Annotated in this window: 16 protein-coding genes and 2 tRNA genes; 10 read left to right on the forward strand and 8 right to left on the reverse strand. The window is 66.4% G+C overall.

The genetic code is table 11. The features are described 5' to 3' along the window. Nucleotides 1-20 precede the first annotated feature (20 nt). Nucleotides 21-2,747, forward strand: a complete 2,727-nt coding sequence (locus VGM20_08095) for a UPF0182 family protein (GenBank protein ID HEY4100823.1) — start codon at nucleotides 21-23, stop codon at nucleotides 2,745-2,747. On the opposite strand, the gene VGM20_08100 is transcribed toward VGM20_08095, so the two are convergent. Genes VGM20_08100 through VGM20_08115 form a run of 4 tightly spaced genes read right to left on the reverse strand, consistent with a single transcriptional unit; the run spans nucleotide 2,701 to nucleotide 8,297 of the window. Beyond that, nucleotides 2,701-3,261, reverse strand: coding sequence for a type 1 glutamine amidotransferase domain-containing protein (locus VGM20_08100; protein HEY4100824.1), 561 nt, complete (start codon nucleotides 3,259-3,261; stop codon nucleotides 2,701-2,703). The genes VGM20_08095 and VGM20_08100 overlap by 47 nt on opposite strands. A 7-nt stretch (nucleotides 3,262-3,268) precedes the next feature. Continuing rightward, entirely contained in the window at nucleotides 3,269-5,917 is a 2,649-nt protein-coding gene (locus tag VGM20_08105) for a glycoside hydrolase family 38 C-terminal domain-containing protein (GenBank protein HEY4100825.1), read from the reverse strand. Next, nucleotides 5,914-6,924 (reverse strand): aldo/keto reductase, encoded by a 1,011-nt coding sequence (locus VGM20_08110; GenBank protein HEY4100826.1) that lies wholly within the window; start codon nucleotides 6,922-6,924, stop codon nucleotides 5,914-5,916. The genes VGM20_08105 and VGM20_08110 overlap by 4 nt, the downstream gene beginning before the upstream one ends. An 11-nt stretch (nucleotides 6,925-6,935) precedes the next feature. Beyond that, nucleotides 6,936-8,297 carry an alpha-L-fucosidase gene (locus VGM20_08115; GenBank protein ID HEY4100827.1) on the reverse strand — a complete coding sequence of 454 codons (1,362 nt, stop codon included), beginning with the start codon at nucleotides 8,295-8,297 and terminating at the stop codon, nucleotides 6,936-6,938. Between the two features lie 108 nt (nucleotides 8,298-8,405). Between VGM20_08115 and VGM20_08120 the strand changes: the two genes are divergently transcribed. From VGM20_08120 to VGM20_08135, 4 genes are all read left to right on the forward strand, one after another. After that, nucleotides 8,406-8,492, forward strand: a tRNA-Ser gene (locus tag VGM20_08120). Between the two features lie 94 nt (nucleotides 8,493-8,586). Then, the gene (locus VGM20_08125; GenBank protein HEY4100828.1) at nucleotides 8,587-9,528 is read left to right on the forward strand and encodes an ATP-binding cassette domain-containing protein; all 942 of its coding nucleotides are present in this window, start codon (nucleotides 8,587-8,589) and stop codon (nucleotides 9,526-9,528) included. Then, nucleotides 9,521-10,324: an ABC transporter permease gene (locus VGM20_08130; GenBank protein HEY4100829.1), complete on the forward strand. Its 804-nt coding sequence runs from the start codon at nucleotides 9,521-9,523 to the stop codon at nucleotides 10,322-10,324. The genes VGM20_08125 and VGM20_08130 overlap by 8 nt, the downstream gene beginning before the upstream one ends. Before the next feature lie 45 nt (nucleotides 10,325-10,369). Then, nucleotides 10,370-10,960, forward strand: coding sequence for an OmpH family outer membrane protein (locus VGM20_08135; protein ID HEY4100830.1), 591 nt, complete (start codon nucleotides 10,370-10,372; stop codon nucleotides 10,958-10,960). Between the two features lie 18 nt (nucleotides 10,961-10,978). On the opposite strand, the gene VGM20_08140 is transcribed toward VGM20_08135, so the two are convergent. The 4 genes from VGM20_08140 to msrB all read right to left on the reverse strand — a co-directional run bounded on the left by VGM20_08140 (nucleotide 10,979) and on the right by msrB (nucleotide 13,949). After that, nucleotides 10,979-11,944 carry a M28 family peptidase gene (locus tag VGM20_08140; protein ID HEY4100831.1) on the reverse strand — a complete coding sequence of 322 codons (966 nt, stop codon included), beginning with the start codon at nucleotides 11,942-11,944 and terminating at the stop codon, nucleotides 10,979-10,981. A gap of 33 nt (nucleotides 11,945-11,977) precedes the next feature. Then, the gene (locus VGM20_08145) at nucleotides 11,978-13,240 is read right to left on the reverse strand and encodes a DUF445 domain-containing protein (protein HEY4100832.1); all 1,263 of its coding nucleotides are present in this window, start codon (nucleotides 13,238-13,240) and stop codon (nucleotides 11,978-11,980) included. Nucleotides 13,241-13,245: 5 nt separating this feature from the next. Further along, a tRNA-Ser gene (locus VGM20_08150) sits at nucleotides 13,246-13,334 on the reverse strand. A 39-nt stretch (nucleotides 13,335-13,373) separates the two neighbouring features. After that, complete coding sequence (gene msrB, locus VGM20_08155) at nucleotides 13,374-13,949, reverse strand: peptide-methionine (R)-S-oxide reductase MsrB (protein HEY4100833.1); 576 nt, start codon at nucleotides 13,947-13,949, stop codon at nucleotides 13,374-13,376. Between the two features lie 381 nt (nucleotides 13,950-14,330). Between msrB and VGM20_08160 the strand changes: the two genes are divergently transcribed. The 5 genes from VGM20_08160 (at nucleotide 14,331) to VGM20_08180 (ending at nucleotide 20,969) form a co-directional block, all read left to right on the forward strand. Beyond that, a complete protein-coding gene (locus VGM20_08160; protein HEY4100834.1) occupies nucleotides 14,331-17,567 on the forward strand; it encodes a hypothetical protein in 3,237 nt (1,078 codons plus the stop codon). A gap of 98 nt (nucleotides 17,568-17,665) precedes the next feature. After that, entirely contained in the window at nucleotides 17,666-18,154 is a 489-nt protein-coding gene (locus VGM20_08165; protein ID HEY4100835.1) for a class I SAM-dependent methyltransferase, read from the forward strand. Nucleotides 18,155-18,169: 15 nt separating this feature from the next. Beyond that, the gene (pyrR, locus tag VGM20_08170; GenBank protein ID HEY4100836.1) at nucleotides 18,170-18,715 is read left to right on the forward strand and encodes a bifunctional pyr operon transcriptional regulator/uracil phosphoribosyltransferase PyrR; all 546 of its coding nucleotides are present in this window, start codon (nucleotides 18,170-18,172) and stop codon (nucleotides 18,713-18,715) included. Beyond that, nucleotides 18,712-19,668 carry an aspartate carbamoyltransferase catalytic subunit gene (locus VGM20_08175; GenBank protein HEY4100837.1) on the forward strand — a complete coding sequence of 319 codons (957 nt, stop codon included), beginning with the start codon at nucleotides 18,712-18,714 and terminating at the stop codon, nucleotides 19,666-19,668. The genes pyrR and VGM20_08175 overlap by 4 nt, the downstream gene beginning before the upstream one ends. Then, nucleotides 19,665-20,969: a dihydroorotase gene (locus VGM20_08180; GenBank protein ID HEY4100838.1), complete on the forward strand. Its 1,305-nt coding sequence runs from the start codon at nucleotides 19,665-19,667 to the stop codon at nucleotides 20,967-20,969. Before VGM20_08175 ends, VGM20_08180 begins: the two co-directional genes overlap by 4 nt. Nucleotides 20,970-21,021 lie beyond the last annotated feature (52 nt).

Consider the following 21,021-nt stretch of genomic DNA (forward strand, 5'->3'; position numbering starts at 1 on the left):
ACCTGGTCTGAGGAGCCTCTGTGACACGTCGCAGGATCGTGGTACTGGTGTTGTGTCTGCTGCTCCTCTTCTGTTTCTGGCTGATTCCGACTGCTGCATCGGCGTTGACCGACCTCTGGTTCTTCCGCGAGATCGGATATCAGGGCGTCTTCACCACGCAACTGGTGACGCAGCTCCTCCTCTTCGTGATCGTCTGCGGCCTCTCGGTCGCGTTCCTCTGGTTCAATCTCATGCTCGCCCAACAAGGGATCGCGCCGGTGCCGTTTGTCGTCCCGGTGGGCGGCAAGGCCGCAGGGATGATCAACGTGACCGCGCTGGTGCGTCGCGTCACGCCAATCGCCGCGATCGTGATCGGCGTCATGATTGCGTCGGGCACGATCGGATCATGGGCGATGGTGCTGCAGGCACTCCACCCGACGCCATTCGGCATCACCGACCCGGTGTTCGGACGCGACATCGGATTCTACATCTTCACCCTCCCCGCTCTCGACTCCACCCTGGCGCTCGTGCGCGGTGTGGTTCTTCTTGCGCTGATCCTCCTCGTCCCGATCTACCGGCTCCGCCGCGACATCCTTCTCGTGCCGCCGCGCCGGTTGCGGGTCGAGCCGGGAGCGGCGCGTCATCTCGCGATCCTGCTCGCGGCGTTCTTTGTGCTGGGGGCGGTGCAGATCTGGTTCGTCGATCTCTCGAACCTCCTGTACTCCGACACCGGTCCGCTGGTCGGTGCGAGCTTCACCGATCTGCATGCCACGATGCCGATGCTGCGGTTGTCGGCGTTCCTGGCACTCGGCGTGGCAGTCGCGATCCTGGCAGGAAACGCCCGGGGAACACTGGGGCGATGGACGGCATGGAGCGTGGGGGTCTACGCGGCAGTCGTACTGGTCGGGCGCGGGCTTTTCCCTGCGGTCATGCAGAAGCTCGTGGTAGCGCCGACGGAACTGACCCGCGAGCGGCCGTACCTGCGGAATCACATCGTCGCCACGCGCGCAGCCTGGGGACTCGACAGCGTGCAGGTGAAGGACCTCGATGACGTCGGGACGCTGACGCAGGCAAGCATCGCCGCCAACGCGGCGACGATCGACAATGTTCGGCTCTGGGATCGCGATCCGCTCCTTCAGACCTTCAGCCAGCTGCAGGAGATCCGGACCTACTACAACTTCGCGTCGATCGACGACGACCGGTACTGGATCGACGGCAAGTACCGGCAGGTGCTCCTCTCGCCGCGCGAACTGAACGCCGCGGCGCTACCGACCCGCACCTTCATCAACGAGCACCTGACGTTCACGCACGGCATGGGATTGACGATGGCGCCGGTCAATCAGGTGACCGACGAAGGGCTGCCGGTACTGTTCATCAAGGATCTTCCGCCGGTCTCCACCGTGTCACTCAAGATCACCCGGCCGCAGGTCTACTACGGCGAAGCAGAGTACGACTACGCCGTCGTGGGGACGAAGGAAAAGGAGTTTGATCATCCGGTCGGCGACCAGAATGTCTTCGACAGCTATCAGGGAACCGGCGGCGTCGGCGTCGGCAACGTGGTGCGCCGCCTGATCTTCTCGGTCGCGCTCGGCACGTCGAAGATCTTCTTCTCCGGTGATATCACCGACCGGAGTCGCATTCTCTACTATCGGAACATTCGTGATCGGGTGACGCGCGCACTTCCGTTCCTGGCATTCGATCACGATCCGTACCTCGTGATTGCTGCCGACGGGACGCTCAAATGGCTGCTCGACGGCTACACCAGTACCGACCGCTACCCATACGCCGCGCGGGCCGGTGACGGCACGACGTACATGCGCAACAGCGTCAAGGTCGTCCTCGACGCCTACAACGGTTCGCTGACGGCGTACGTGAGCGCACCGCACGATCCATTGATCGAGACCTGGTCACGGATCTTCCCCGGGATCTTCCATTCGATCGACAGCATGCCGCCGGATCTGCGGGCGCATCTGCGGGTGCCGGATGAACTCTACCGGCAGCAGACCCGGCTCTATACCACCTACCACATGGATGCGCCGGATGATTTCTATCAGCGCAACGACCAGTGGCAGATCCCCGCGGTCGACGAAGCGACCGGTGCGGTGCCGTTCATGCGCCACATCGTCATGCGGCTCCCCGGCGAACAGCAGGCCGAGTACATCTACATGGTGCCGTTCACGCAACGCGGGAAGGACAATCTCTCGGCGTGGATGGTAGCGCGGAACGACGGCGCCGAGTATGGCAAGCTGGTTGCGTACCGCCTCCCGCGGCAGAGCCTCGTCTACGGACCGAGCCAGGTGGAAGCGCGCATCAATCAGGATACCGACATCTCGCGGCAGCTCTCGCTCTGGGATCAGCGCGGTTCGAAGGTGGTTCGCGGCGACCTCCTGGTGATTCCGATCGAGCAGTCACTGCTGTACGTCCAGCCGCTCTATCTGCAGGCCGACAAGGGACGAATCCCCGAGCTCAAGCGGGTCGTCGTGGTCTACGGCGACAGAGTAGTAATGGATGAGACCCTCGACGCGGCGCTCGCCACCCTCTTTGGGGGTACCGCGGCCGGTACAAAGGCTCCGGTGGCAGCGGAGACGTTGGGACAGTCCGCACCGCAGGCCACCGGGGTCAGTGCCACGATGCAGGCCCAGTTCACGGAGGCACGGCGGCACTTCCAGGCTGCACTCGACGCGCAGCGGAACGGCGACTGGGCCCGTTACGGCGCGGAGATCAAGGCGCTCGGCGCGATTCTCGACCGGGTGCCGCCCGCTCCCTGAGGAGTGCCACCAGCTCCCGGCAGAACGCCGGAATGTCCGCCACGACCCGGCCCCACACCAGATGCCCGTCGCGGAACGCCGGGACGTCGACCCACGTCGCGCCGGCGTTGACGAGATCGTCCTTGATCCCGAGCGAACCGGTGGCGCGCCGCCCGCTGACGATCTCCGCCGAAATCGCCACGAGCCCACCGTGACAGATGATCCCGATCGGACGTTCAAGCCGATGCAGCTCCACCACCAGCGACCGCACCGCGGCGGAACGGCGGAGCTTGTCGGGCGCCCACCCGCCGGGAATCACCAGCCCCGCGAGCTCGGCTGGATCAAGGGTGTCGACGGTCACGTCCGGGCGGATCTCGAGACCGTGTTTGCCACGCACCGTGTCGGGCGTGACCGCTGCACCGACGACATCGGCACCCTCCTCCTGCAGCCGCATGTACGGGACGTGGAATTCGAGATCTTCCACGCCCTCGGCGATCAGAACCGCAATGCGCTTTCCGTCGAGTGGCAATGTCATGCGAACCTCAGGATGCGGTGAAGCGGATCAGCACTGAAATGATCGCACGCGGCTCGGCGATGAATGGGACGCCCGCGGCGCCAAATGGCAGCGACGACACGATGGATTCGTCGGCGCGAATCCGGGCGGCGCCGGCAACTGCGGACGTCAGAACCCAGCGGCCGCGAACAGGAGCCGACGTCGTATTGTAGCAGCGGAGCACGATCCCCTCCTCGGACTCCGCCACCTTGCAGCTGGTGAACACCAGTCCCGGCCCGTCGAGCGTCACGCCAATCGGCTGCTCGGTCGAACTGCCGCCGCTGCAGTTTCGGATGAATTCCGGTTGGAGCGGCAGGAAGAGGTCTTCCCACAGCTCCTCCAATGCGTCGACCCGGCGTGCATCATCATGAGCGATCGGTGCGACCGCGAATTCCAGGAGGTGCGGACCGAGCTCCTGCGCATCGGGTGTTGCGATCGGCCATCCCGCGTGGCCGGGGCGTGCGCGAAGAGTGTTCTTCGAGAGCTCGCCGACCGATCGGATCAGCGTGAGCCACACCGTCTCGTCGCGCCATTCGTATTCGAAGAAGCCGGGCGCGAACAGCGCGATGCCGCGATTGCCGGCGCTCACGGCGGCGAATCGCTGCGCCGGTGCCGTCGGCAGCGGATGCTCATCGGGGAAGTCGTTCACGTCGACTTCCACTGATTCCCGTTCCTCGACTCCGAATGCGCTGCCGCTGACGACGGTCGTCCGTGCATTCACCGGAATGCTGGTGCGGAGTCGATGATCAGTCGCGTCATTGTCGAGTTCGAATCGAACCCGCAGTGCGGGAGCATCGGCGTGAAGGATGAGAATGCGACGCGCGCGGATGCGGCCACTCGGGCGAGTGATGGTCAGGGTCGATTCGATCGCGCCGACGAGGGGGCCCGCGCCGATCACTCGCGCCACGGTTGACGAGGCGCGAATCGCCGTCCCGGCGATGATCTCAGGCGTGTAGCTGTCGCCGGCGTCGGTTTCGCTGACGAGCCCCAGCAGATCCCGATAGCGCTCACCGCTTCGCCGATCGATCAGGTCGACGCGCCCATCGCGCCCGCAATGCACTTCAACAAAGCGATTCGCGAGTCGCCCGGAGTTGACTTCGAGATCGGTCGGTTCCGGCACTGCGGTGCTCCTGCGGAGCGTAAGCGCGCTGAGGCCGAGTCCCGGCGTTGCCGGGGCTTCGAACGCGATCGTCGACCGGTCGACCTCGTCGAGATCGGGATAGTGGCGCGACGACTCGATCCGCTCAAGCGCTGGTGCGACATTGAGCAATTGCACCGGAATCGCACTGCCATCCGGCGCGACCAGTTCGATCGGCGTGAATCCGCCGTCGCCGCCGGCGATTCTTCCTCCCGGTGGGCCAACCAGGATGTCACGGCGGAACGCCGTCGCCGTCGCCGTCACAATCCCGCCTCTGCGCCGCGCCGCGGGGTTCCAGAGGAGCATGACCGGCCGCGTCCTTGTCGGCGTCGTCCGCGCCTGGTCGGCATCGTGGTGCGCCATCTTGTGGAGCGCGCGGCGCGAGATCTCGCTGGCGATCGCCGCAACTGCGGTCAATCGGGTCGCCTGCTCCTGCGCGACGGCATCGCTGCTGCACCCGCAGAGCGTGTCGTGGAACTGGCACTCGAGCAATGCGCGCCGCGCCGATCGAGCGAGCTCGTGCACGTCGACGCGATTGACGCCGAACGCCAATGCCGCCAGCGGCTCGGCCTTGCGGAGCAGCAGAAGCTCCGCAGCGCCGAAGCGGCGCAGCGCCCGCGTGCGAATCGCGCGGGCACCCGGGAGAGTCCAGGTGTGACCGAACGACCATCGTCGCTCTCCGGCTATCGTTGGAATCGCTGCACCGGACACCGCGCCGCGCACTGCCGCGAAATACTCGGTGAGGGAGCTCAGCCGGAAGGTTGCGCCGGGATCCGCTTGTTCGAGCGCCTCGCGAATGGCGCGGGCGCTGATGGGCGGGGCGTGATGATCAGCGCCCACGAAGACCGCAACGTCCGAGGTTGCCGAGCGACGCATGAGTGCCGGTCCGATCCGCGCCCACTCATCTGCGATTGTGGCCGGCGATTCAAGCAGCCCCGAACCGATTTCATATCCGGCGGGCGGGAGGTGGTAGACGAGCGTGCGCGATCCATCGGCGCCGGACCACCAGTAGAGGTCGGTGTCGCTTCCGGTCGGAGACACCGCCCCGCGCCAGATGACAGCGTTCTCGATCCCGAATTCCCTGGCAAGCGACGGAAAGACTGACGGATGGCCGAAGGCATCGGGGGAATAGAGCACGTCCATCCGGTGACCAGCACCGGCAGCATCACGCCGCCCTTCGATCAGGTTCCGCACCAGCGATTCACCGGACGGGATCAGTTCGTCGGCGAGGATGTACCAGGGGCCGATCTCGAGTTGGCCCGATCGCACCAGCGATTCCGATCGCGGTTGCCATTGCGGCACCGTAGCGTGGACGTCGTCAAGGATGACGGTCTGCCCATCGAGTAGAAAGCGGGCGTCGCGTTCGCGTTCGAGAAGAGGGATCAGATCGGCGAAAGCGGCGACCAGGCGGGCACGGAACGCGGCCGCCGGGAGATACCACTCGCGATCCCAGTGCGTGTGGCAGATGATGTGGAAGGTGAAGCTGCCGCCGTCGCTCACGCTGGTCGGCTCGGCCCGCCGCCGGCGCCGCTCGCGTCGATCGCGGCGGCGATCTCCTGCAGATCCGCCGGAGTGAGCACCAGCGATGCCGCACCGATCCATCCGTCGATCTGTTCGGGGCTGCGCGCGCCGACGATCGCACCGGTGACGCCGCGCCACGCCAGCGTCCAGGCGATCGCGACGGCCCCTACCGTCGTACCGTGCCGCTCGGCGATCGGCCGGACGCGGTCGACAAGGGCGAGCGCCCGGTCGAGGTTCTCGCCGGCGAACCGTTCGGAGCGCGAGCGCCAGTCGTTCGACGGGAGCGATCTGACGCGGTCCGCGCTGAACGATCCGGTCAGCAGTCCCGACTGCATCGGTGAGTATGGCAGCACGCCCGTGCCGCGTTCGGCGCAACGGGGAATCTGCACCTCCGCGAGTTGGCGGCGGATCATCGAGAACGGTGATTGCAACGTGTCGACGTGGCCGAGCGCCTCAGCACGCTGCACCTGCTCGGCGTCGTGGTTGCACAAGCCGACTGTGCGTACGATCCCTTCGCGGCGCAAGTCGAGCATCGCACCCCAGTACTCGTCGATCGGCGTCTGGTCGGCGGGGGGCCAATGAACCTGGTAGAGATCGATCTGCTCGACGCCAAGCCGCTTGAGCGAATCCTGGACTTCGCGACGAACGCTGGCTGCCGTCGCAACGCGGCGCGGTTCCACCGCGGGGTCGCCGCCCCATTCCATCCCGCACTTGGTGAAGACCAGCGGTCGATCCGCGCGCGGATAGTCACGCAACGCCATCCCAACGACTTGCTCCGAATGCCCGAGACCGTACACCGCGGCGGCGTCGATCCAGTTGATCCCGCGTTCGATTGCGTGACGGATTGTGGCGATGGAGTCCTGGTCATCCTGCGCGCCCCACCCGAAACGCCAGTCGCCGCCGCCGATAGCCCAGGCGCCGAGACCGACACGCGTGATCGTCATGCCGGTGGTGCCGAGGGGAGCGGTCGGGAGGGATGTGTGCATGTGAGGCTCGATTACGATGGCGAATAGGCGGCGAGGCGAACCGGCCGCGCCTTGGGTGTGAGCGACTGAATGGTGAGTCGAAGCTGGGTGCACGTCGTGGGATCGCACCGATCCAGCTTCCGATATCCGATCGTGATGCCGTGCGACAGCGGCTGCCACACGTCACCGCTCCAGCCATCGACCTGGTAGCTCGACACCGACTGGCCGTACTCGATCTGTTCACCGAGATCGATCAGCGAGATCGTGACCGGGTGAGGGAACGCCGCCGTCGCAACAGCTTGATTGCCTGAACTCTTCCAGCGGAGATGCGCACCTCGAACCAGATCGTTGCGCATCAGCGCATCGAGCCGGTCGCGCATCCCGGTGAGCGACGCGACGTCGTTTTGATGCAGCACGCCTTCGCGGGTCGGCGGGACGTTGAGGAGGAGCTTCGAATTCCGCCCGACCGACGAGAGATACAGGTCAACCAGACGGTCCGGCGTCTTCACCGATCCATCTTCGTTCGGATGGTAGAACCATCCTGGCCTGATCGACACGTCGGTCTCTCCCGGCCGCCACACGACGCCATTCGGATCGCCGTGCTGCAGCATCCTGATGACGCCATCGCCGCTGGCACCTGGATAGGGAACTACCGACGGGTCGACAGTCGACCAGTCAGGATCGCCGGCCGAGCCGTTCTCGTTGCCGATCCATCGAACGTCGGGGCCCGCGTCGGAGAAGATCACCGCGTTCGGTTGCAGCTTCCGGACGATCCCCCAGACTCGCGGCCAATCGTACGTCTGCTTCCTGCCGTTGGGTCCCTCGCCGTTTGCACCGTCGAACCAGACTTCGTGGATCGGTCCGTAACCGGTGAGCAGTTCAGTGAGCTGTGCCGCGTACATGTCGTTGTAGCGTGGCGAATCGCCGTACGCGGGCGCATTTCGATCCCACGGCGAGAGATACAACCCGGCGTCGAGACCCTCACCGCGGCAGGCCTCGACGAACTCTCTTACCACATCGCCGTGTCCCTCGCGCCAATGACTCGATGCGACCGAGTGGGAGGTCGTCTTCGTCGGCCAGAGGCAGAAGCCGTCGTGATGCTTTGCCGTGAGGATCGCCGTGCGAAACCCGGCCTGCTTCGCGGTTCGAGCCCACTGCCTGGTGTCGAGTCCGCTCGGCGCGAAGATCGCCGGATCCTCGGTGCCGTCTCCCCACTCGCGGTTGGTGAACGTGTTGACGCCGAAATGATGGAAGAGCGCCAGTTCCTTCCGCTGCCAGTCGAGTTGGGGCCGGCTCGGGACCGGCCGGACGAGGCCGCCGGTCAGGCGCAGCGCGGTATGCCGATGCACCGCCGCGGCGGCGCTTGCGACGAGGAATTCCCGGCGGCTGGTCACGGCGTGGCCATCAGGTCGAGACGGAACATGCTCGATGATAACCGCGCCGTGCCGCAGCCTTGATCGCGGGGGCTCAACGGTCCAAGTTTGCACCCCGCAGCAGATCTGGGACAGGTGTCCGAGTGGCTGAAGGAGCCGGTCTCGAAAACCGGTATACCGGCAACGGTATCGAGGGTTCGAATCCCTCCCTGTCCGTCGAGTTCCAATCCGTGAGCACCGGTTGCGACGCGGCCCACGCCGGCGCGTTGGGCGGTTCGCCACAACCGGACCCCCGAACCAGTCGCCGCCGATGCCCGCTGCCGTCCAGTTGCACGAGGTGCGGAAGGTCTACGACGGCCCACCGCCGGTGACGGCGCTCGATGGGATCACGCTCGACGTGCCCGCCGGTACCATCTTCGGGCTGCTCGGCCCCAACGGCGCAGGGAAAACGACGGCGATCGGGATCTGCACCACCAAGGTGCGCGCGACTGCCGGGGCCGCGATGGTCGCCGGCCTGGATGTCTCGCGCGACGCGGTCGCGGTGCGACGTCAGATCGGCGTCGCCGCCCAGGCGATCACGCTCGATCGCTCCTGCACCGTCGCGGAAAACCTCTACTACCATTGCCGCTACTTCGGACTCCATCGCGACGACGCACGGCGCCGGATGAAGGAACTGCTCGAACGGTTCCTGATCGCGGACAAGCATGCGTCGATGCCGAACCAGCTCTCCGGCGGCCTCGCGCAGCGGGTCCAGCTCGCCCGCGCAATTGCCCATCGCCCCGCGGTGCTCTTCCTTGACGAACCAACCGCGGGTCTCGATCCGCAGAGCCGCTTGGCGCTCTGGGACCTGGTGGCCGCGCTCCGCAGCGAAGGATTGACCGTTGTCCTCACCACGCACTACATGGAAGAGGCCGATCGCCTCTGCGAGCGTGTGGCGATCGTCGACCACGGCAGAATCCTCGCGCAGGGAACGCCCGATCAACTCAAGCAGGAGAGCGGCGGCTTCGCCGTGCTCGACATGTCGCTTGCCGGCGAGCGCGGCGCAGCCCGCGCTGCACTCGACGGCATTCCGGGGATCAGCGAGGTGCAGGACACCGACCGTGGGCTGCGAATCCTCGCGTCGCCCGACGGCGCCACGGTGCCACGCGTCGTGAGCCGGATCGCCGAGCACGGGCTCACCGATCTCAAGGTGGCTGAGCCGTCGCTCGAGACGGTGTTCGTCCGGTTGACCGGGAGAGACCTCCGTGAGTAACCGGCGATCGCTGATTGCCTCGGTGCTCGGATTGTGGGCGCGCGATCTGCGCGTGCTCCGGCGCGAGTGGCTCCCATTCACGCTTCGCACCATCATGAATCCCTTTCTCACCGTGTTCGTGTTCACCTTCGTCCTGCCGCGCACCGGCCAGCAGATGCCGGTTGCGTCGGGCGCGATGACCTTTGCGACGGTGCTGGTGCCGGGGCTCGTTGCAGTGGCGATGGTCTTCACGTCGATCGCGGCGGTGGCGCTACCGCTGTCGATCGAACTCGGCGCCACCCGCGAGATCGAGGACCGCGTGCTCGCGCCGATTCCACTCGCGACGGTGCCGCTGGCCAAGGTCGCATTCGGCGCCTTCCAGGGAGCGCTTGCCGGCGCGGTCATCTTCCCGATCATCACGGCGCTTCCGGCCACGGCGGTGCACATCCGCGTCGCCAGCTGGGCGATGCTGCTGCTGATGCTCTTCCTCTCGAGCTGGACCGCCGCGTCACTCGGACTCTTCCTCGGCACGGCGGTGCGTCCGCAGCACATCGGCCTGATGTTCGCCGTGGTCCTCACGCCGATCATGTTTCTCGGCTGCGTCTACTATCCGTGGGCGTCGCTCTCGCCGCTGCCATGGCTGCAGGACTTCGTACTGATCAACCCGCTGGTGTACATGAGCGAAGGCCTCCGCATCGCGCTGACACCGGACGTACCGCACCTCGGCGCGGGGGTCGCGGCCGGGATGCTCACCGTGCTGGCAACGTTGCTCACCGCGGCAGGCGTCCGCGGCTTCGTGCGACGGGTCATCGCGTAGTTCGATGATCACGACCTGCGGCGACGCGAGCGAAGGAGACACGAGATGAATCGGATGGTCATGCGAAGCGCCAGCGGGTTCGCCACGATCGTTGCAGCTGCCGCACCGTCGCTCGCAGCCCAGGGGACGTGTCCGGGTGGCCAGGTTGCGGTGGTTCAGGTCCAGCTGATCCTCGGCGGCATTCCACGGTACGCCCAGAAGGATTCGGACCTGACCGTCGTTGCATCGGACTACCGCACCCAGCTGGCAAAGCAGGAGGCGGTCCTCGATTCGGCGACTGACGCCTATCAGGCCAAGGCGGCGGGCCTCGGCGGGTCAGCGCGGGGGATCGAACTCGCGAAGTTGCGAGGCCAGGATTCGGCGGTCAAGGCGCAGTCGCAGCGGCTGCAGGACCAGCTCGCGCACGAACGGCAGCTTCGTCTGCAGCCGATCGAACTCGGTGTCCAGGCGGAGCTCGACTCGGTGCGCTCCGATCTCCATTGTGCGATGGTCTTCGATGCGGGGTCGACCCCGGGGCTGGCATCGTTGAACCGGAAGATCGATCTGACACAACTGGTCCTCGACCGCATCAACGCCCACGGCGACACGGCCCTGTTCGGCCCGCACTCCGCGTTGCCCGGCGCGCGCAAACCGTAGCGGTCGTCGACCGTCGCGCTACGGCCTGGTCGGCGGCGCCGCGTCGAACCGACGAATGAAATCTGCGACGTCGCGGACCGCGCCCGCGTAGAATGCCGGCATGATCCGGTCGGCGTGATCGGTCGCGCGATGATAGTCCGGGTGATCTTCCTCACCGAAATAGACGAACGGGATGCTGTGGTCGTTGAAGGCGCCCTGGTCGGACTGGTTGGTCCAGTCATCGCCGCCCGGCGCTCCGGGGCCATCGTGACCGATCGTCAGCTTGATCGCCGAGCAACCGATCGTCCGCTCCACCAGCGGCCGCAGCTGCGGATACCGCGTCGGGCCGGCGGCGTACAACTCGTTGTGCACGTTGCGACCGACCATGTCCATGTTCACGTCGATCAGCACCTTGTCGAGCGGGATCGGTGCCGCCGCAACCCACGCATGACTTCCCACATCGCCGGATTCTTCGGCGTCGAAGGCGACAAAGACCAGCGAGTGCCGCGGCCGCTCCTGTGAAAAGAGCCGGGCGAGCGCCAGCAGGCCGCTGGTTCCCGAGGCGTTGTCGTCGGCACCATTGCAGATCGAGTCCGCACCGCTGGGACGGCATTGCGCCCCTGGTTCGACCCGGCCGATGTGATCGAAATGCGCCGAGACCACGATGTACTCGTCGGGAGTCACCGAGCCGCGAATCACGCCGACGACATTGGAGCCAGTGATCCCGCCGCGCCGGCTCTGCGCCGTGAACGGCTGGATCCGCCCCGGAGGGATGCGGTCGAGTCCGATGGCGTCGAAACGGGCGGCGATGAAATCGCGCGCCTTGAAATTCCCGGTGGTGCCGACGCGGCGCCCCTGCATCGAGTCGTCCGCCAGCCGGAAGAGATCGTGCAGCATCCCGGCCGAATCGATCGCTTCCCCAGGACACGACGGTGCCTGCGCTGCGGCCGGCGGAACCGCGGCAATCACGAGAAGGAGTGGAAGGACTGCAGCGCGTCGAGGCATGATTACTCCGAAGGAGACTTTATTCAACGGCTATCACAACCATTGGGATAGCGCGTAGATCACCAGCCCGGCGAGGCCGCCGACCAGCGTGCCGTTGAGCCGGATGAATTGCAGGTCGCGCCCGACGGCGAGTTCGATGCGCTGCGAGGCGACCTGCGGGTCCCAGTCGCGGACCGTCGCCGCAATGAGGTCGGCGACTTCGTGCCGATGCTGTTCGAGCAACGAGGCGGCCAGGTCGATCACGAAGCGATCGACTTCGTTGCGGAGTTCCGCGTTCGCGGCGAGCGACTCGGCGATGGCGGCGAGGACGGTCTCGATCGGCTCGAGCGAGGCGTGTTCGGGGTCGGTGCGGTAGCGGGTTGCCGCGTCGCGGATCCGGTCCCACATCGAGGAGACGAGATCGAGGACGACCGGATGGCCTAGAAGGTCGTGCTTCAGGCGCTCAGCGCGAGCGATCATTTCCGGCGACGTCTTCAGGCGCTGGATGAAATCCCGGACCACACTGTCGAAGCGGGCGCGCAGCGGGTGCGCCGGATCGGCCGAGACCTCGGCGAGCAATCGCTGCATTCCGCCGATCATCCGGTCGGCGATGGCATCGCGCACGCCGAGCGGCAGCCAGCGCGGACTCTCCTGGCGTACCTTGGCCCGGATGACGTCGCGACCGTCGTCCACCGCGCCGCCGATCAGTCGTGTCGCTTCGTCGAGCAGCTCCTGCGGCCGGCCGTCGGCGGTGGCGATCGTGAGCACGTCACCCACCAGCGGCGCGAGCTGCATCGCTTCGAGGCGCGACACGGCGCTGCGCTGCATGAAGTCGCGGATGTCGTCGTCGGGGAGCGCTTCGACCGCGCGGGCGAGGCCGCCGGCGAGGTTGCGGGCGAGTTCAGTCCGGTGTGCGGGATCGTTCAACCAGTCCGCGGCGCGCGACGCCGGACGGATTCCTGCAAGTCGCGCGTCGAGGACGGCGCGCGAGAGGAAATGGTTCTGTACGAAGTTGCCGAGGATCCGCCCGACGCGATCCTTCTGGGTCTGCATGATGGCGGTGTGCGGAATGCGCAGGCCGAGCGGGTGTCGGAAGAGCGCAGTCACTGCGAACCAGTCGGCGATCCCGCCCACCAGCGATGCTTCGGCGGTGGCGCGGACGTAGCCGAGCCATGGGTGCAGCGGTTCGAGGATGCGGGCGATGATGAAGATGGCGAGCGCCACGACCAGCATCCCCGACGCGACCAGTTTCATCCGGCGGAGGGCGCGCCGCCGGGATGCTTCGTCAAGAGGCTGCGGGGCGTCGAATGCTGCCATGGCTACGGACAGGGAGGGATTCGAACCCTCGAGACGGCTTGCACCGCCTACACGCGTTCCAGGCGTGCCTCTTAAACCACTCGAGCACCTGTCCCCGGGCGCGGGAAGATAATTGCGGTGTCGAGCCTGCCGGTCAGGGCTTCGTCTTGAACCCGGCGCGCTGGAAGAGCTGCAGGTACTTGCCGTAGCCGTCGGCGCTGAGTGAGTCGACCGGGACGAAGCGCATCGACGCCGAGTTCATGCAGTAGCGCAGGCCGGTCGGCTTGGGGCCGTCGTCGAAGACATGGCCAAGATGGGAGTTCGCGTGTGCCGAACGGACCTCGGTCCGATCCATTCCGAGCGTCTGATCGTCGTCGGTCTTGATGTTGCCGGGTTCGAGGGGCTTGGTGAACGATGGCCAGCCGGTCCCCGATTCGAACTTGTCGAGCGAACTGAAGAGCGGTTCCCCGGAAACGATGTCGACGTAAATCCCCTGCTTGTGATTGTTCCAGTACTCGTTGTGGAATGGCGCCTCGGTCGCGGCATGCTGGGTCACTTCGTATTGCTCGGCCGTGAGCTTCTTGCGGAGCACCGCATCGCTCGGCTTGGTGTACTGGGTCGTTGCCGGTGCGGCGACGTGATTCGCCTGGGCACTCAGCGGCGCAATGACCCCGGCGGCGAGAGCGATCGCCGGAGCGATACGGATGAACAAGCTGACAGTGCGGTGCATGACCTGGTTCCTTCTGCGACGGTGCGCGCCAGAGAACTGATACAAAATACTCGACCTGGAAAAGGAGCCGTTCAGCTGAGAAACGACTCAGCGCCGGTCCGAAGTTCCACGGGCAGGGTATCCGGAAATCCTCTCCCGGCGGGCTGCCGCGCGAGGCAGATCGTCTGTCGGGTCGCACGGACGGGTTGCGGGACGAGGCAGACGGGATGGCGGGTTACCCCGACCCCCGGGGGAAGAGGCCGACGGCTTGTCGGGGTACCCGGACGCCCTGTTGATCGAGACTGACGCCCCGACGACGTCGACTGACGGCGCTCCCTCTTCCGTGACACGCCCGAATCGCGCATCTTGCAGCGGCTTCCCCCTGCTTCCGCGAGACCATTGATGCCTTTCCCGAAGATCCGGGCGCTCGTCCCGGTGATCCTGCTGAGCGCCACACTCCCGCTCGCCGCACAATCCCGCACGACCATCGACTCATCCCTTCTCGCCACCTTCAAGTGGCGTAACATCGGCCCGGCCAACACCGAGGGGCGCGTCAGCGACGTGGTCGGCATTCCGTCGCCGTCGCGGACCTTCTTCGTCGCGGCAGCCGGCGGTGGGATCTGGAAGACGACCAATGGCGGCGTGACGTTCCGGCCGGTCTTCGAACACGAGAAGGTCGTGGCGATGGGGATGCTGGCGATCGCGCCGAGCGACACGATGCAGGTCTGGGCGGGAACTGGCGAACCGAACACGCGCAACTCGATCTCGCCAGGCGGCGGGATCTACAAGTCGGTCGATGGCGGAATCACCTGGAAGCTGATGGGGCTGGAGAAGACGCAGGCGATCGGCCGGATCGTGGTCCATCCGACCAATCCGAACATCGTCTGGGTCGCCGCACTCGGCGCGCCGTGGAACGCCAACGTCGACCGCGGAATCTTCAAGACGACCGACGGCGGCGTGACGTGGAAGAAGGTCAAGTTCATCAATGACAAGACCGGCTTCATCGACATCGCGATCGATCCGTCGAATCCCGACATCCTCTTTGCATCGAGCTATCAGCGAGTCCGCGGGCCGTACTACTACCAGAGCGGCGGCCCCGGCAGCGGTCTCTGGAAGTCGACCGATGGTGGCGAGAACTGGACCGAGGTGAAGGGCGGCGGCTTCCCCGAGACCGAGAAGGGGAGAATCGGGATCGCCATCGCGGCGAGCAATCCGCGGGTGATCTACACGCTGGTCGAGGCGGATTCGGCGCTCAACCCGAAGGGGAAGGCCGGCGTCGGACGCCCGCAGTCGCTCAAGAGCGGTCTCTATCGCTCGCAGGACGGCGGCGCCACGTGGACACTGATGAACAGCAACGACGTCCGTCCGTTCTACTACTCGCAGGTGCGTGTCGATCCCAAGAATCCTGATCGTGTCTACTGGTCGTCGACGCCGATCAACGTGTCGAACGACGGCGGCAAGACGGTCGGTCAGACGACGGTTGGCGTGCACGTCGATCATCACGCGATGTGGATCGATCCGGTGGATCCGAACCGGATCATCGTCGGTGACGACGGCGGCGTGAGCGAGACATTCGACCGGGGCGGCAACTGGCTGGTCCTCAACTCGCTGGCGATCTCGCAGGTGTACGACGTCTCGTTCGACTACGCGATCCCGTACAACGTCTGCGGCGGGCTGCAGGACAACGGCGCGTGGTGCGGGCCGAGCCGGCGCAAGAACGGGCCGATCACCAACTCGATGTGGTACACCATCACCGGCGGCGACGGCTTCTATACGGCGCAGGACCCGACCGATTCGCACATCGTCTACGGCGAATCGCAGGGCGGCGACATGGAGCGGGTCAACACCGCGACCGGCGAGAGCACCACGTTGGTGAAGCCGAGCGCGCGGGCGCGGATGGCGGCGTGGGAAGACACCATTGCGGTGCTCGAGGACGATTCGGCGCACGCCAACACGCCGCCGGTGAAGAAGCGGATCGCGGAGATCCGCGGCATGATCCGTGAGGACTCGGTCAACTTCGCGCTGCGGTGGAACTGGGAGACGCCGTACTTCCTTTCGCCGTTCGATTCGCATGTGCTCTATGCCGGCAGCAACCGGGTGATGAAGTCGGTCGAGCGCGGCGATCACCTGTTCCCGATCTCGCCCGACCTCACCTACGCCGACACGATGAAGATCCGCATCAGCACGCGGACCACCGGCGGGATCACTACCGACGCCACCGGCGCGGAGACGTTCCCGACGATCGTGTCGCTGGCGGAGTCGTATGTCCGGCCCGGACTGCTGTACGCGGGGACCGACGACGGTCGCGTCTGGCTCACCAGGAACGACGGCGGCACCTGGGATGAATTGACCGGCAGGTTCCCCGGCGTTCCGGCGGGGACGTACGTGTCGCGCATCGAGCCGTCGCACGCCGATACCAACACGTTCTACGTCTCCTTCGATGGCCATCGCACCGGCGACTACGCGCCGTACGTGTACGAGACCAACGACTACGGCCGGACGTTCCATTCGATTGCGAACAACCTGCCGACCGGCGGCCCCGACTACGTGCACGTCGTACGTGAAGATCCGGCCAACCGGAACGTGCTCTATCTCGGCACCGATGTCGCCGCATACATCTCGGTCAATCATGGTGGCACCTGGGAACGGTTCATGTCGGGATTGCCGACCGTTCCGGTGTATGACCTCAAGATTCAGCCGCGCGATCGCGAGCTGATCGCGGCGACGCACGGACGGTCGATCTGGATCGTCGACATCAATGCGATTCCGCAGCTTGCCGACATGAACGGGTCGAAGACACTGGCCGTGTTCAAGCCGAAGCCGGCATTCGAGTACGGCGAGCCACTCTTCGACGGCCAGTCGACCGGACAGGGGATCGAGTTCCGCGGCACGTCGCCGACGTATGGCGCCGACATCGAGTACCTGGTGTCAGGCGCCAGTGGCGGCGGAAATGCCAGCATCGTGGTGCAGGACGCAGCCGGCGACACCGTCCGGACGATGACCGGCCCGGCGGCGAACGGTCTCCAGCGGGTGTCGTGGAACTTCGGACGCAACCCGCCGCCGCCCGATCGGGCGCTGAGCCCGGCGCAGCGGCGCGACAGCATTCAGCAGGCACACCGTGTCACGTTCGTTTTCGACTCGCTTCGCAAGGCGGGGACCGACACGACGGCACTCGGGCGGGTGCAGCGGTTGATGGCCCAGCAACAGAATCCGGCCGGACGCGGCGGTTTTGGCGGCGGCGGTGGCGGACGTGGTCGCGGCAACAGTGACGTCTGGAACGAGCGTCCCGGTGAATCATTCAATACCGGTGGGCGCGGCGGCGGCGGCGGCGGCGGCGGCGGTGGCGGGCGCGGTGGGCGGGGCGGCTTCGGTGCCGCCGGCGCTGATTCGACGTTGATGGAGACCGTCACTCAGCTCACCCAGCCGGCCGGCGGCCGCGGCGGTCGTGGCGGCGGCGGTGGTGGTGGATTCGGTCGTGGCGCCGGAATTGTCGGGCCGGGGGATTACCTCGTTACCGTGAAGGTCGGCGATCAGGTCGCCAAGACACTGCTGCGCGTGGAGCGCTCCAGTGGCGAAGGTGGCGACGCCGTGCAGGGCGGTGAGAAGGAGAAGCACGACGACAATCCGGTGAGGCGCTGATCAAGCGATACGATCGGGCCTACTTCGATCGATGGTACCGCGCGCGCCGGATCGGCTCTCCAGCCGACCTGGCGCGTTCGGTTTCTCTCGCCATCGCGATGACCGAGCAGGTCGTTGGGCGGCCCCTTCGCTCGGTGCTCGACGTCGGCGCCGGCGAGGGTCGCTGGCAGCCGGTATTGCATCGGCTGCGACCCAGGGCGCGATATGCCGGCGTTGATTCGAGCCGCTGGGCGATCGCACGCTGGGGCCGCCGGCGCAACCTCCGGCTCGGCGCGATTGACGCCCTCGATCAACTCGGTCTCGATGGCCCATTCGACCTGATCGTCGTCTCCGACGTTCTCCACTACTTGCCGACGCCGATCCTTCGCCGCGGGATGGAGCAGGTGGCGGCACTCCTCGACGGAGTGGCATTCCTTCCGGCGTTCACCGCCGCCGACGAGATCGAGGGCGACCGGGCGCATTTCCAGCGCCGTAGCGCGGCAACGTATCGACGGATCCTGCGCGAAACCGGGCTCGTCCCGGTGGGGCTGTTCGGCTGGACCACCAGCGAGCGTGCGGCGGATTTGGCGGAACTGGAACGCCCCTAGTACCTTCCTGCTTCGATGCCATCATCGACCCGCCTTCTCGACGCCCCAGCAATGGGGCGTGTTCTTGTGCGGATGGCGTCTGAACTGGTGGAACGAACGGCGGCGGCGCCGAGCGTGGTGCTCGTGGGTATCCAGCGCCGCGGTGTCCAGCTCGCTGATCGTCTCGCCAGGCTGACGGAGCCGCACCTCGACCGGCCCCTCCTGCGGGGCACCCTCGACATCACCCTCTATCGCGACGACCTCCAGGCGATCGGCCCCCGGCCGGTAGTCCACGAGACGTCGCTCCCCGGCAATCTTGACGGGGCCACCGTCGTGATCGTCGACGACGTGCTGTACACCGGGCGAACGGTGCGCGCGGCCCTCGACGAACTCGCCGACTTCGGACGACCGAGCCGGATCCTCCTTGCGGTACTCGTCGATCGCGGCGGCCGAGAACTTCCGATCGCTGCCGACGTGACCGGCATCGTCGCGACAGCCGGACGGGACGATCTCGTTGCGGTGCACGTCGCCGAACTCGACGGCAACGACGGCGTCGAACTCGTCAGGCGAGGCGACGGATGAGCGGCGTCAATCTCGGCAAGGATCTGGTCGGGCTCGAGAAGCTCACCGCCGCGCAGATCACCGGCATCCTCGACGCAGCCGAACCGTTCAAGGAAGTCTCCGAACGCGCCATCAAGAAGGTGCCGGCGCTGCGCGGCAAGACGATCGTCAACCTCTTCTTCGAAGCGTCGACCCGCACCAGGATTTCATTCGAGTTCGCCGAAAAGCGGCTCAGCGCCGACACCGTCAACGTGCAGGCGGCAGGTTCGTCAGTCTCGAAGGGAGAGACGCTGGTCGACACGGCGCGCAACCTCGAAGCGATGCGGATCGACATGGTGGTGATCCGTCACAGCGCGTCGGGTGCGGCAGAGTTCCTCGGCCGCCGAATCCGCTCCAACGTGATCAATGCCGGCGACGGCACGCACGAACACCCCACGCAGGGATTGCTCGACCTGCTCACGCTGCGCGACCGCTTCGGCGTGATCGCGGGGAAGAAGATCTGCATCGTTGGCGACGTGCTGCACTCGCGCGTGGCGCGGAGCAACATCTGGGGACTCACCAAGCTCGGCGCCGAGGTCGCGGTGTGCGGACCGCAGACACTGTTGCCGCGCGGCGTCACCGAGCTTGGCGTCAGCGTCTTTCGCCGAATCGAGGAGGCGATCGAGTGGGCCGACGCGCTCAACGTCCTCCGCCTGCAACTCGAGCGGATGACGGCCGGGTTCATCCCGTCGCTGCGCGAATACAATCGCGTGTTCGGCGTGACGAGCGAACGGCTCGGCCGGGCGCCGCGCGATCTGGTCATCCTGCATCCGGGGCCGATGAACCGGGGAGTGGAGATCGACTCCGACGTCGCGGACGGACCGCACTCGGTGATCCTTCCGCAGGTCACCAACGGCGTCGCCATCCGGATGGCGGTGCTTTATCTCCTGGCGGGCGGATTTCCCGACTGGTCTGGCAGTGGAGGCGAAGGATGAGGCCGGTGCTTCTCGTCAACGGTCGCGTGATCGACCCGTCGCAGCAGCTCGACGACGTCACGACACTTCTCGTGCAGGATGGTCGCGTTGCGGCGATCGGGCGCGACGTCGGCCGGCCGGACGACGCGGAGGTGATCGATGCACAGGGGCTGGTCGTCGCGCCGGGATTGATCGATGTGCATGTGCATCTCCGCGAGCCGGGCCAGGAGGAACGCGAGACGATCGCGACCGGGGCAATGTCGGCGGTGGCCGGGGGATTCACCGGCATTTGCGCCATGCCGAACACCGATCCGGTGATCGACAATCAGGGGGCGGTCGGATTCGTGCGCGCCAAGGGGAAGGCCGCTGGTCTTGCGCGGGTCTATCCGATCGGCTGTGTCTCGCTCGGGCAGAAGGGCGCGCAGCTGGCGGAGTTCGGCGAGATGGTCGGAGCGGGCGCGGTCGCGGTGAGCGACGATGGGCATCCGGTGATGTCGAGCCAGCTCATGCGCACGGCGATCGAGTACGCCCGCACCTTCGGCATCCCGGTCGCGGATCATTGCGAAGACATGCCGCTCGCCGCGGGTGGCGTGATGCACGAGGGAATCGTCGCAACGCGGCTCGGGCTCAAGGGGATTCCGGCGGCGGCGGAAGAGATTCACGTGGCGCGCGACGCGATTCTCGCGCGACTCACCGGCGGCCATGTCCATCTCTGCCACATGAGCACCCGGGGATCGGTGGAATTGATCCGCCGCGCGAAGCACGACGGCATCGGCATCACCGCCGAAGCGGCGCCGCACCATTTTTCGCTGACACACGAGCGGTGCGAAGGGTACGACACCAACGCCAAGATGAATCCGCCGTTGCGGGAAGCCGAGGACCGCGACGCGATCCGCGCGGCACTCGCCGACGGGACCCTTGACTGCATCGCCACTGATCACGCGCCGCACCACTACGATGCCAAGGAACGGGAATTCGACGAGGCGCCGAACGGGATCATCGGTCTCGAAACGGCCCTCTCGCTCGCGATCCGGGAGCTGGTCCGCAGCGGGCTCCTCTCGCTCTCGACGCTGATCGAACGGATGAGCTGCGCCCCCGCCCGCCTCTGGCACCTTGAGGGCGGGACACTGCGTCGAGACAGCGTGGCGGACGTCGTGCTGTTCGATCCTGAAGGGGAGTGGACGGTCGACCCGGCGCGGCTGCGTTCCCGGTCGCGGAACACTCCGTGGGGAGGGGAGACCCTTCCCGGCGTGGTCCAGGCCACCATGGTCGGCGGGCGCGTCGTCTACCGCCGGGAACCAGGGGCCGGCACCGGCCGTTGAGTCCCGGTTGGCGAGCCTCTGTTCCGCCGCCCACCGCTGTAAATTTCGCCGA

Source organism: Gemmatimonadales bacterium (genome assembly GCA_036500345.1).
GTDB lineage: Bacteria > Gemmatimonadota > Gemmatimonadetes > Gemmatimonadales > GWC2-71-9 > Palsa-1233.